The following is an 11565-nucleotide window of genomic DNA, read 5'->3' as shown; positions in this document are numbered from 1 at the left end:
CGATGGACATTCTCTATAAGATTTTCATCGAGCCCTTCGTGTTCATGGGCGAGGCGCCGGATCTTCTGATCCAGACCCTTTGGGAAGGGCTCGTCTCCGGCGTGCTCTATGCGCTGATCGCGCTCGGCTTCGTGCTCATCTTCAAGGCATCGGGCGTGTTCAACTTCGCTCAAGGCATCATGGTCGTGTTCGCGGCCCTGACTCTGGTGGGTCTCTACGAGAAGGGCGTGCCGGCCTTCCTGGCGCTCATCCTCGCGGTGCTCGTCATGCTCGTTCTCGCCGTCGTGGTGGAGCGGGTTGTGCTGCGGCCCCTCGTCAACCAGCCCGACATCATCCTCTTCATGGCGACCTTTGGGCTCACCTATTTCCTCATCGGCTTCGGCGAGCTCATCTTCGGCGGCAACCCGAAGGAAATGATCACCGACGCACTGTTCCTGCCCCAGGGCACGACGGAACTGGACATGCTGGGCGGGATGGTGCGCTTCCAGCATCTCGACATCGCCGCCGCCGTCATTGCGTCGATCATGATCGGCCTGCTGGCGGTGTTCTTCTCCAAGACCCGCATCGGTCGGGCGCTGCGCGCCGTAGCGGACAGCCACAAGGCGGCGCTTTCGGTCGGCATCTCGCTCAACCAGATCTGGGTGATCGTGTGGTTTGCCGCCGGCATCGTGGCGCTGGTGGCGGGCATCATGTGGGGCGCCCGATCGGGCGTGTCCTTCTCGCTCCAGATCATCGCGCTGAAAGCGTTGCCCGTTCTCATCCTCGGCGGCTTCACCTCTATCCCCGGCGCCATCATCGGCGGGCTCATCATCGGCGTAGGCGAGAAGATCGGCGAGTTCTACTGGGGACCGCTCGTGGGCGGCGGCGTCGAGACCTGGCTCGCCTACGTGATCGCCCTGCTCTTCCTGCTCTACAGGCCGCAGGGTCTGTTCGGCGAAAAGATCATCGAACGGATTTAAGAAGGATTGTTCAGTGCTCTACCGTGAGGCCGGCCAGTTCAAGACCAACTATGTGGCGGACAGCGCAATCTTCCCCCTGCGCCAGGACAGGATTGGGCTTGGCCTCATCATCATTGCCGCCTATGCACTGGCCTTCCTCGGCAACAGCTTCCTGCTGCAGGCGGTGATGATCCCGTTCCTGGTGTTCTCGCTGGCTTCCATCGGACTGAACATCCTCACGGGCTACACGGGCCTGCTGTCGCTGGGCACCGGCGCTTTCATGGGCGTGGGCGCCTATGCCTGCTACAAGCTGATGACGGCCTTCCCGGAGGTGAACGTCATCGTCTGGATCTTCGTCTCCGGTTTCTTTTCCGCCGCCATCGGCGCGCTGTTTGGGCTGCCTTCGCTGCGCATTAAAGGTTTTTATCTCGCAGTCGCGACCCTCGCCGCGCAATTCTTCCTGCAATGGTGCTTCATCCGCATCCCGTGGCTGGTGAACTACAATGTCTCGGGAGCCCTCGATGCGCCGCTGCGCACCCTGTTCGGCACCCCGATCATGGGTCCGAACGCCACGCCGCAGACCCGTTACCTCGTGGTGCTCACCATCGTGATCCTGCTCACCTGGCTCGCCTCGAACCTCGTTCATGGCCGCATCGGGCGCATGTGGATCGCGATCCGGGACATGGATCTGGCGGCCGAGCTCATGGGCATCAGGCCGCTGCAGACGAAGCTCCTGGCCTTTGCCGTATCGTCCTATTATTGCGGCGTCGCCGGCGCGCTCCTCGTGTTCCTCTGGTATGGCGGCGCCGAATACGACGTGTTCAACATCAACCAATCCTTCTTCATCCTGTTCATGGTGATCATCGGCGGCTTGGGGAGCCTTATCGGCTCGTTCTTCGGCGCCGCGCTCATCTTCATCCTGCCGATCGTGCTCGGCATCGTGCTGCCGGCAATTATGTCGCCCTTCGGTATCTCGGTGGGTGCCGACGTGATCGAGCACCTGCGTTTCATGATCGTGGGTGCGCTCATCATCTTTTTCCTGATCGTCGAACCGCACGGCCTCGCGCGGCTCTGGCAGATCGGCAAGCAGAAGCTCCTGGTCTGGCCGTTCCCCTACTGACGGCGGGTCGCAAGGAGACAGACGTAACAACAATTCGGCTCTTTAGCCGATACAACGGGAGGAAACGAATGTCGTTTCGCAAATTAGGTCTTGGATTAGCCGCCGCGACTATGCTCGCCGGCATGGCCCTGCCTGCCTTCGCGCAGGACTCGGTCTATGTTCCCCTCTTCACCTACCGCACCGGACCCTTCGCCGGATCCGGTACCCACATCGCCGACGGCATGCACGATTACCTGCGCATGCTGAACGAGCGCGACGGGGGCATCGGCGGCGTGAAGCTCGTGCTTGAGGAATGCGAGACCGGCTACGACACCAAGAAGGGCGTCGAATGCTATGAATCCGTCAAGGGCAAGAACCCGGTCATCGTGAACCCATGGTCGACGGGCATCACACTGCCACTCATCCCGCGCGCCTCCGTGGACAAGATCCCGATCCTGTCCATGGCCTATGGCCTCTCGGCTTCGGCCCGTGGCGACATCTTCCCCTGGGTGTTCAACCCGCCGGCCACCTATTGGGATGGCCTGTCGATGATCGTCAAGTACATCGGCGAGAAGGAAGGCGGACTGGAGAAGCTGAAGGGCAAGAAGATCGGCTTCCTGCATCTCGACGCCGCCTTCGGCAAGGAGCCGGTGCCGCTGCTCCAGGAGCTGGCGAAGGATATCGGCTTCGAAGTCGCGCTTTACCCCGTCGCCGCGCAGGACATGCAGAACCAGTCTTCGCAATGGCTCAGCGCCCGCCGCGACCGGCCCGACTATATGATCATGTGGGGCTGGGGCTCCATGAACGGCGCAGCCGTGAAGGAAGCTGTCCGGTCCGGTTATCCGATGGACAAGTTCTACTCGGTGTGGTGGCCGGGTGAGGACGACGCCCGTGCGGGCGGCGCCGGCGCGAAGGGTTTCAAGATGCTCAACTGGCATGCGGTGGGAACGAACTTCCCCGCCATCCAGGACATCCAGAAGCACGTGGTCGACAAGGGCCTCTCCAAGGCTTCGAAGGACAAGGTCGGCGAGCTTCTCTACAACCGCGGCGTCTACAACTCCCTGCTGATTGCCGAGGGCATTGCCCAGGCGCAGAAGGTCACCGGCAAGAAGGTCGTGACCGGTGAGGACGTGCGCCGTGGCATGGAGAACATCAAGCTCGATCCGGCTCGCCTGAAGGAGCTTGGGCTCGAAGGCTTCACCGACCAGCTCGTGCTGTCCTGCTCGGACCACAATGGCCACCGCGCCGCCTTCATGCAGGAATGGGATGGCACCAAGTGGGTGAAGATCTCCAACCCCATCGAGCCGATGACCGATCGCGTGAAAGGTCAGCTCGAAGCCGCCGCGAAGGACTATGCCGAGAAGAACGCCGGCTGGCCCAAGCGGACTGAGGCTTGCGACAAGGCGAGCTGATGCACTGAGGGCATGCGGGCGGGGTGCCCGCATGCCTCCCCTCCTCCTGACAGGAAGCGCACATGAGCAGCGCCGTTCAGATGCAACCGCAGGCGACCCAAACCGTCCTCACGGTCAACAACATCGAGGTCGTCTACGACCATGTGATCCTCGTGCTCAAAGGCGTCTCGCTGAACGTGCCCAAGGGAGGCATCGTGGCGCTGCTCGGCGCGAACGGCGCCGGCAAGACGACGACACTCAAGGCCATATCCAACCTGTTGCGCGCCGAGCGCGGCGAGGTGACAAAGGGCTCGATCGAGTTCAACGGCGAGCGCGTCGATAAGCTGTCCCCGAACGAACTCGTCCGGCGCGGCTGCATCCAGGTGCTGGAGGGCCGCCACTGCTTCGGCCATCTCACCATTGAGGAAAACCTGCTCACCGGCGCCTTCACGCGCAAGGACGGCAATGCCGCCATCCGGCGCGACATCGAGGCCATCTACGAATACTTCCCGCGCCTTAAGCAGCGGCGCACCTCCATGGCGGGCTACACATCTGGCGGCGAGCAGCAGATGTGCGCTATCGGCCGCGCCATGATGTCCAAGCCCTCGATGATCCTGCTGGACGAACCTTCCATGGGCCTCGCGCCACAGATCGTGGAGGAGATCTTCGAGATCGTGCGCAAGCTCAATGCCACGGAAGGCGTGTCCTTCCTGCTCGCGGAGCAGAACACCAACATGGCGCTCAAATACGCGACCTACGGCTACATCCTCGAGACCGGCCGCGTGGTGATGGACGGGCCGGCGCAGATGCTGCGCGAGAATGAGGACGTGAAGGAGTTCTACCTCGGCGTATCAGAGGGCGACCGCAAGTCGTTCCGCGCCGTGAAAAGCTACAAGCGGCGCAAGCGTTGGCTGGCGTGAAGCCGGGGATGTGCCGAACCGCACTTGACGTTACGTCATAGCTTTTCTTAGGGTCCGATGTGAGCGATGAACAGCTCGCGTCATTCCTTACTGGGGGCACTCAATGGACTTTTCTCAAGCGATCAAAACCTGTCTCAACAAATACGCCACCTTCTCCGGGCGGGCTCAGCGTTCGGAGTACTGGTACTTCTTCCTGTTCATGGTAATCGCGAACATCGTCGCCAGCGTTCTGGACTCCGTGATCTTCGGCGACATCCCGCTTCTCTACCTGATCGCCACGCTGGCTCTTCTGGTTCCCAGCATCGCTGCGGGTGTGCGCCGCTTGCACGATACCGACAGGTCGGGCTGGTGGCTCCTGCTTGGCCTCATTCCGTTTGTTGGCGCGGTCGTGCTTATCGTGTTCTTCTGCCAGCGCGGCACCGTTGGGCCGAACCAGTTCGGGCCGGATCCGATGCAGGCATCAATTTCAAACGCACACATGGTCCGCGCTTGAAACGCTGCCGGCGCTGGCACATTCATGGTGAGATCGTCGGGCTTGTCCGACGATCTCCCGAAAGCATTCTGTTGAACGGGAGACGCGCTCTTGGCGGATCATTACGACGCTCTCGAAACCCGTGATCCCAACGAGCGCGAGGCTGCGCTCTTTGCGCGGCTCCCCGAAATCCTTCGGCATGCTATCCGCTCGCCAGCCTATGCCGAGCGGCTGAAGGGGATCGATCCTGCCGGCATCACGAGCCGCGAGGCTCTGGCAGCCTTGCCCGTGCTGCGCAAGGCCGAGCTGCCGGGGCTGCAAAAAGGCGCCCTGCCCTTCGGCGGCTTTGTGGCCGGTGCGCCCGGATCCTTCGGGCGTCTTTTCACCTCGCCGGGCCCGATCTTCGAACCCGAGCCGGACGCCGCCGACCCGTGGCGGTCGGCCCGCGGGCTCTTCGCCGCCGGCTTCCGGCGCGGCGATGTGGTGCTCAACACCTTCAGCTATCACCTGACGCCGGGCGGATTCATCATGGATTCCGGTGCGCGGGCCTTGGGCTGCGCCGTCATTCCGGCCGGACCCGGCAACACCGAGCAGCAGTTCGAACTCATCGAGGCCTATCGTCCGGTAGCCTATTGCGGCACGCCGGACTTTCTCAAGATCCTGCTCGACGGCGCAGCCGCGGGGGGACGAGACATCTCATCGCTCAGACGCGCGCTCGTGTCGGGTGCAGCCTTTCCAAAATCGCTGCAGGAGGAGTTCTCCTCAAAGGGCATTGAGGCCTATCAGGCCTATGCCACGGCGGATCTCGGCTTCATCGCCCATGAGACCTCCGCCCGCGAAGGGCTCGTGGTCAACGAGGACATCATCGTGGAGATCGTCCGGCCCGGAACCGGCGATCCAGTGCCTGAGGGAGAGGTGGGTGAGATCGTCGTCACTACCTTCGATCCGCACCACCCCTTCATTCGCCTTGCCCTCGGCGACCTCACGGCCGTCATGGCGGGCGCGAGCCCTTGCGGGCGCACCAACATGCGCATCAAGGGCTGGATGGGCCGGGCCGATCAGGCCACCAAGGTCAAGGGCATGTTCGTGCGACCCGAGCAGGTGGCCGAGATCGGCCGCCGCCACCCGGAACTGGGGCGCCTCCGCCTGATCGTGACCCGCGAGGGCGAAACGGACGTGATGACCCTGGCAGCGGAAACAGCAACACCGAGCGACGACCTCGCCGCTGCCGTCGGCGCGACCTTGCTCAGCGTTGCCAAGCTGAAGGGCAACGTGACCTTTGCCGCGCCCGGGGGCCTGCCGAACGACGGGAAGGTCATTGCCGACGAGCGCAAGTATGATTGAACTGCTTCGCTTTCATTCCGGCAATTCGGCTTTGCGCGGCTGCAATGACAGCCAAGCTTACACGCCTTGAACGCCTGACTCGCAGTTCTTAAGCTCAAGCTCGACAGTGATTCGGAATTTCGAAAAAGATAAGGGATTACAAAAAGAAAGAGCACCCGAAAGGGTGCTCTAAGGTGTCCGGCCGTAGGGGCAAAAATGACCGGAGATGCCTGATAACGCTGGCGCCGAAAGTTGGTTCCAAACTTTTTTGAAAAATTTTTGTAGCCGGAACAGCGCCTCAATGAGGTCACGTTTTCCGGCTCTAGAGCTGAGCTTCCCGTGGGGGCAACTACGGGCCGGAGCCGCGACCACAGATCCTTTAAGGACGGGTCGCGGCTATTTCTTTTTGGGACCCTTTACGGGCTTTGCCGGCTCGTAATGAAAAGGGGCCCGGGTTTCCCGAACCCCGTCGGCCACAGGCCAGTGTCGCCTCAGAACGTGCCGAACTTGAAGTTCAGCTTTGCGCGGGCAACGAAGAAGTCGTTCTCGTTGTCCCCTCGTGTCGGAGCTACCACCGGAATGGCCGCGCCTCCGCCAGCAGGCGTGAAGGTTCCCACCACTCCGTTGAAGTCGTCATCGTCCTCATCGAAGCTGAGCCACAATCCCTCGATGCCGAAGGTGACCGCCGCAGAGCCGAACCAGTTGACGGGAAGCGCCCATTCCACGCCGCCGCCCGCCACCCAACCGGTAGTATCATCCGAGTAGGCAAGGCCACCTGTGGCGTAGATCAGGACGCGGTCGAACGCGACGCCTGCACGAGCCCGGACAGTGCCGAACCAATCCGACAGGTTGTTGTCGAATTCACCAGGCACGAAAGTACCGGGAGCACCGGCCGGGAAGAACCTGACGTCCTCGGCCTCGTCGGTGTCCGCCCATTGGATGTCCGTCTCGAGACCGATCACGAAGGACCCGATCTGATAGTTGTAACCGATCTGGGCGCCGCCCGTGAAACCACCATCCCCATTATCTGGAAAGACCAGGGTTCCGGGGGTTGCGCCGCCGAGAACGACCGATTCCTCATCATCACCGCGCCAGCCCCAACCGGCATTCACGCCGCCGTAAAAGCCGGTCCAGGTGAAAATCGGGGCCGCCGCGACAAAAGGAGCCGGAGGCGGTGCTGCGCGGGCCGGGAGGTCCGCAGCAGAGGCAGCGGCTGCAGCAAGCGTCACGCCGGCAACCCCTGTCAGGAGACTCAGTACGCGTTTTCTCATGACCGTAACCCCTTGATGTGAGGATCAACGGGCAAAACTTACGCTCCTTACCTACGGGAATGCTATGGCAAACCAGCAACAGTTGATAAAACCTCAAGTATTCAAGTGGCAAAAAAGTATTACTACCTTCGCAATTGAGAATATTATCTATAGAACGTGAAAATAAGTCTCTTAACAAACTATTTAAAATGGATTGACATTGCTATTCGCGAATGTCCTAATACCTATGTTTTCGGCTTAACAACCGAAGGCGAGGAGATCACTCAACCCTGCCCCACCGGGCGGGGTTTTTTCTGGAAATCTCGCCGAAAGCGAACCGGTAAATCTACAGGTCACCAAGCAGCAATTGAGCCGGACTGCCTGTTTTCGGGCTTGGGCGCTTCTTGTCGGGAGACGCGGAGGCTCGAACGTCCCGCTTCTCCGCGCGCTTTCGGGCACTTGGATCAGCCATCCGGGCCTTCGCCTTATCCCTTGCGACGGCCTCCGGGGCTGCCGGGTTGTCGTCCAGCCACTTCCCGCGCTTGATCACCTCGTTGACGCGGCCTTGATTGACGCCAAGCTGGAAGGCGATCTCCTGCTGGGTCATCTCGGTGGTCGCGTGCAGCTCCAGGATGCGCCTCGCCAGTTCCGGCGTCATCTTGCGCCCGGCGATGCGTCGCGCAGGGGCCACAGAACGCTTCGTGCGGTCACGATCCCGCAGCTTCTGCAGGATGGCCAGCGCCATGTGCATTCCCTGCTCGCGCAGGGCATCCTCGAATTCCTTGAGCGTGGTCAAATCGAACGCACTCCTTCAGGGACAAGGACGGCTTGCAAGAAAACAGATTCCCGGCCTGCAGTCCGAACGCTCGTCAATGGAATAACGGCCACGCTCAGGCTTGGTTTCAGCAAAGGCCGGGCGATCAGTCCTCCTCTTCCTTGCAGGGCCAGGATTTCGGCTGGGACAGACTGTCCGGAAGCTTGGTCTGCGCCGTGCCGCACGCGATGTCGATTTGGGCCTGGGTCAGGCCGGTCGCACGGCTCAGGTCCGAGCCGCCGATCTGAGCCAGGAACATGTAGGTCCCGGTAAAATTCGCCCCCTGGAGATCGAGCCCGATGAGGCGCGCGCGGGACAGGTTCGAGTAGCTGAAATCCACGCCGGTCAGCCTGGCGCTCTGAAAGAGCACGCGGGCAAGCTCGGCTTTGGCCAGGTTCGCCCCTGTCAGATCAGCGCCGCTGAAGTCGGATCGGTTCAACTCGGCTTTGTTGAAGTTTGCTCCTGCCGCTTTGGCCTGGGCGAAGTTGGAGCGGCTCATGTCGGACGAGACGAACACGGTTCCGGTGAGATTGGCCTGCCCGAAATTGGCGCGCCAGCCGAGAGCCTTGGTGAAGTCGGCGCGCGACAGATCCGCTCCCTCGAAGCGGGTGCGGCTCACTTCAGTCTCGCTCAGGTTGGCTCCTGCCATCTTCGACGACGCGAAGTCGCTCAAGGTCAGCAGGGAGCGCTGGAAAATGGTTCCGGTCAGATCCTCCCCGGTGAGGACGAGGCGGGCCTTGGAGCATCCGGACCAATCGGCACCCGGACCCGGCGCATCCTGACACTTGGCCGCTGCAGGGGCTGCGCAGAGAACAAGGAGGACGAGGCCTCCGATGACCCGGCTCCACGCCCCCGCCGCCAGGGAAGACGCCCTGATCTGCACGAACTCACATTCCTCCATGGGGCCCTCTCAAGGCTGTGATTCATAACTAGGCTTCGCGCCCGCGCCGAGGAGACCCGAGCTGCAACTTTCCTGGATCGCGCAAGACTGGATCGCGCAAGAATCGTGCAGGACTCGACTTCCCTTACGTATGGTCTAGCTTCTGCATCGATTCTTGTGGAGGCACGCATGCGTACCATCGTCACCGTTTCCGCACTCCTTCTTGGCGGCTTCACCCTGGGCGGCTGTGTCGCCTCCACAGGTCCCGTCGGTGTCCTGCCTCGCGATCCTGTTCCGCCCCCGCCTTCCGTCTCCGGTCAAGCCTCACGGGACAACGCCGCCGGCGGGAGCGCTCGCACGACGGCTCAGCGCCGGACGCTGAGCGTGCCGGGCCCGCCCGCCTCGCCCCGTTCCTGATCCTGCCAGGGGAGCAACTCGCAGCCCTCAATCCTGCGCCAATGCGTAGCTGGCGCAGATTCCTATTCCGATGGTATATGCCCTATCGTGAGATAGGAACGCGGGCGAAATTCCATGACTTGGTCCATCACGTGGGTTGAGGCCATCGGCTGGCTGGGGGCAACGCTGGCGATTGCGGGTTGCGCGATGAAGACGATCATCCCGCTGCGCTGCATCGGGATCGGAGCCAATATCTGTTCCCTGATCGTCTCGGCCTATCTGGGCAACATTCCAGGCGTTGTGGCCAACCTGATCCTGCTGCCGATCAACAGCGTACGGCTCTATCAGATGCTCGGCCTGATCAAGCGCGTGAAGCAGGCCTCGAAGAGCGACCTGTCCATGGAGTGGCTCAAGCCCTTCATGACGCGCCGCACCACAAAGGTCGGCGAGGTGCTGTTCGCCAAGGGCGATGCCGCCACCTGCATGTTCTACACGATCTCCGGTCGCTATCGGCTCAAGGAGATGGGGATCGAGCTGGTCCAGGGCCAAGTGGTCGGCGAGATGGGCTTTCTCTCGCCTGATAACACCCGCACGCAGACCCTGGAGTGCATCGAGGCCGGAGAAGTGCTGAGCATCTCCTACGACGAGGTGCGCCAGCTCTATTTCCAGAATCCCCAGTTCGGCTTCTATTTCCTGCGTCTCGCCAGCGAGCGGCTGTTTAACAACATGGAAAAGATGGAGGAGGAGATCGTCCGTCTTCGCGCCGCCCTGCCGGAGGTCGAGACGGTGCGGAAAGCCGCTTCAGCTTAGAAGAATTACAAGAAATGTCAGTTTAGAATTCTTATAAGCTATTGTTTTTTATCTGCTTTTTAATTGACCGCAAAGTGCGATCGTGGTTCTTGCAGCATCAATGGGACACGGCACCACGCCGCCCATGATCAATTCTGAAGGAACTCATGATGGCGAACATCTCGTTTGCGCGCGGTCTGCTCTGCGGGGCGGCTGCTCTTGGTGCTCTGGCCGGCTCAAGCCTCTCCGCCTCGGCCGAGGAAGTGCTGAACATCTACACCACCCGCGAGCCCGGCCTGATCAAGCCCGTGCTTGACGAGTTCACCAAAGAGACCGGCATCAAGGTCAACACGATCTTCATCAACAACGGCCTTGAGGAGCGCATCCGCACCGAGGGCGCCAACAGCCCGGCCGACGTGATCATCACGGTGGATATCGGCCGCCTGGCAGCCGCCAAGGACTACGGCGTGACACAGGCCGTGAAGTCCGAAGCGCTGGAGAAGGTCATTCCGACAGCCTACCGCGATCCGGAAGGCCATTGGTTCGGCATCGCCCTGCGTGGCCGCGTGGTCTACGCCTCGAAGGAGCGCGTGAAGCAGGACAAGATCACTTATGAGGAGCTTGCAGATCCCAAGTGGAAGGGCAAGGTCTGCATCCGCTCGGGCCAGAACCTCTACAACATCAGCCTGATCGCCGCGATGATCGCCCATAAGGGCGAGGCGAAGGCCGAGGAATGGCTGAAGGGCGTGAAGGCGAACCTCGCCAAGAAGCCCTCGGGCGGCGACCGCGAGCAGGCCAAGGACATCCTGGCCGGTGTCTGCGACATCGCCGTCGGCAACACTTACTACGTCTCGCTCATGCTCAACGGCAAGGACGAGGAGCAGAAGAAGTGGGGCCAGGCGGTCAACGTGATCCTCCCGACCTTCGAGGGCGGCGGCACGCACGTGAACATCTCCGGCCTCGCGCTGGCTAAGAACGCTCCGAACAAGGCGAACGCCGTGAAGTTCATGGAGTACATGGTCTCGGACGAGTCCCAGCGCATTCATGCCGAGGCCAACTCCGAGTACCCGATCAAGGCCGGCATCAAGATCCATCCGACCATCGCCTCCTTCGGCGAGCTCAAGGCCGACAACGTGCAGATCGCCGAGATCGCCAAGCTCCGCAAGAAGGCCAGCGAGCTGGTCGACAAGGTTGGCTTCGACCAATAAGACAAAGGGCGGCTCCTTCAGCCGCCCTCTTCCTGTTCAGAGAGGCGCTGCCGGCAACGGTGGCGCCGTTTCCTTTTGACCGTGA

General features: G+C 61.6%; 12 protein-coding genes. 9 read left to right on the top strand and 3 right to left on the bottom strand.

The annotated features are described in order from the left end of the window. Nucleotides 1-2 precede the first annotated feature (2 nt). The 6 genes from JQC81_RS22505 (at nucleotide 3) to JQC81_RS22480 (ending at nucleotide 6164) form a co-directional block, all read left to right on the top strand. Nucleotides 3-959, top strand: a complete 957-nt coding sequence (locus JQC81_RS22505) for a branched-chain amino acid ABC transporter permease (protein ID WP_203274047.1) — start codon at nucleotides 3-5, stop codon at nucleotides 957-959. A gap of 13 nt (nucleotides 960-972) precedes the next feature. Then, nucleotides 973-2058: a branched-chain amino acid ABC transporter permease gene (locus JQC81_RS22500; protein WP_203274046.1), complete on the top strand. Its 1086-nt coding sequence runs from the start codon at nucleotides 973-975 to the stop codon at nucleotides 2056-2058. Nucleotides 2059-2126: 68 nt separating this feature from the next. Further along, nucleotides 2127-3449, top strand: a complete 1323-nt coding sequence (locus tag JQC81_RS22495; RefSeq protein WP_203274045.1) for an ABC transporter substrate-binding protein — start codon at nucleotides 2127-2129, stop codon at nucleotides 3447-3449. Between the two features lie 62 nt (nucleotides 3450-3511). Continuing rightward, nucleotides 3512-4348 carry an ABC transporter ATP-binding protein gene (locus JQC81_RS22490; RefSeq protein ID WP_203274044.1) on the top strand — a complete coding sequence of 279 codons (837 nt, stop codon included), beginning with the start codon at nucleotides 3512-3514 and terminating at the stop codon, nucleotides 4346-4348. Between the two features lie 103 nt (nucleotides 4349-4451). Continuing rightward, the gene (locus JQC81_RS22485) at nucleotides 4452-4841 is read left to right on the top strand and encodes a DUF805 domain-containing protein (RefSeq protein ID WP_203274043.1); all 390 of its coding nucleotides are present in this window, start codon (nucleotides 4452-4454) and stop codon (nucleotides 4839-4841) included. Between the two features lie 90 nt (nucleotides 4842-4931). Next, complete coding sequence (locus tag JQC81_RS22480) at nucleotides 4932-6164, top strand: phenylacetate--CoA ligase family protein (protein ID WP_203274042.1); 1233 nt, start codon at nucleotides 4932-4934, stop codon at nucleotides 6162-6164. Nucleotides 6165-6634: 470 nt separating this feature from the next. Here the strand turns inward: JQC81_RS22480 and JQC81_RS22475 are convergent, their stop codons facing one another. From JQC81_RS22475 to JQC81_RS22465, 3 genes are all read right to left on the bottom strand, one after another. Next, on the bottom strand, nucleotides 6635-7414 hold the full coding sequence (locus JQC81_RS22475; protein WP_203274041.1) for an outer membrane protein: 780 nt from the start codon (nucleotides 7412-7414) through the stop codon (nucleotides 6635-6637). Between the two features lie 325 nt (nucleotides 7415-7739). Continuing rightward, nucleotides 7740-8189 carry a sigma factor-like helix-turn-helix DNA-binding protein gene (locus tag JQC81_RS22470; protein WP_203274040.1) on the bottom strand — a complete coding sequence of 150 codons (450 nt, stop codon included), beginning with the start codon at nucleotides 8187-8189 and terminating at the stop codon, nucleotides 7740-7742. A gap of 124 nt (nucleotides 8190-8313) precedes the next feature. Then, complete coding sequence (locus JQC81_RS22465) at nucleotides 8314-9108, bottom strand: pentapeptide repeat-containing protein (RefSeq protein ID WP_203274039.1); 795 nt, start codon at nucleotides 9106-9108, stop codon at nucleotides 8314-8316. A 168-nt stretch (nucleotides 9109-9276) separates the two neighbouring features. Here JQC81_RS22465 and JQC81_RS22460 point away from each other — a divergent pair, with 168 nt between their 5' ends. From JQC81_RS22460 to JQC81_RS22450, 3 genes are all read left to right on the top strand, one after another. Beyond that, on the top strand, nucleotides 9277-9504 hold the full coding sequence (locus JQC81_RS22460; RefSeq protein ID WP_203274038.1) for a hypothetical protein: 228 nt from the start codon (nucleotides 9277-9279) through the stop codon (nucleotides 9502-9504). 114 nt (nucleotides 9505-9618) lie between these two features. Beyond that, nucleotides 9619-10293: a Crp/Fnr family transcriptional regulator gene (locus JQC81_RS22455; RefSeq protein WP_203274037.1), complete on the top strand. Its 675-nt coding sequence runs from the start codon at nucleotides 9619-9621 to the stop codon at nucleotides 10291-10293. Between the two features lie 146 nt (nucleotides 10294-10439). Then, nucleotides 10440-11480, top strand: a complete 1041-nt coding sequence (locus JQC81_RS22450; protein WP_203274036.1) for a Fe(3+) ABC transporter substrate-binding protein — start codon at nucleotides 10440-10442, stop codon at nucleotides 11478-11480. Nucleotides 11481-11565: the final 85 nt, after the last annotated feature.

This window comes from Microvirga arabica, from assembly GCF_016811235.1.
GTDB classification, from domain to species: domain Bacteria; phylum Pseudomonadota; class Alphaproteobacteria; order Rhizobiales; family Beijerinckiaceae; genus Microvirga; species Microvirga arabica.
This window is presented reverse-complemented; position numbering and strand designations above follow the sequence as displayed.

Coding starts and splice junctions, on each gene's coding strand:
- JQC81_RS22490 (WP_203274044.1), top strand. CDS start 3,512: ATGAGCAGCGCCGTTCAGATGCAACCGCAGGCGACCCAAACCGTCCTC.
- JQC81_RS22495 (WP_203274045.1), top strand. CDS start 2,127: ATGTCGTTTCGCAAATTAGGTCTTGGATTAGCCGCCGCGACTATGCTC.
- JQC81_RS22460 (WP_203274038.1), top strand. CDS start 9,277: ATGCGTACCATCGTCACCGTTTCCGCACTCCTTCTTGGCGGCTTCACC.
- JQC81_RS22475 (WP_203274041.1), bottom strand. CDS start 7,414: ATGAGAAAACGCGTACTGAGTCTCCTGACAGGGGTTGCCGGCGTGACG.
- JQC81_RS22455 (WP_203274037.1), top strand. CDS start 9,619: ATGACTTGGTCCATCACGTGGGTTGAGGCCATCGGCTGGCTGGGGGCA.
- JQC81_RS22465 (WP_203274039.1), bottom strand. CDS start 9,108: ATGGAGGAATGTGAGTTCGTGCAGATCAGGGCGTCTTCCCTGGCGGCG.
- JQC81_RS22450 (WP_203274036.1), top strand. CDS start 10,440: ATGATGGCGAACATCTCGTTTGCGCGCGGTCTGCTCTGCGGGGCGGCT.
- JQC81_RS22505 (WP_203274047.1), top strand. CDS start 3: ATGGACATTCTCTATAAGATTTTCATCGAGCCCTTCGTGTTCATGGGC.
- JQC81_RS22485 (WP_203274043.1), top strand. CDS start 4,452: ATGGACTTTTCTCAAGCGATCAAAACCTGTCTCAACAAATACGCCACC.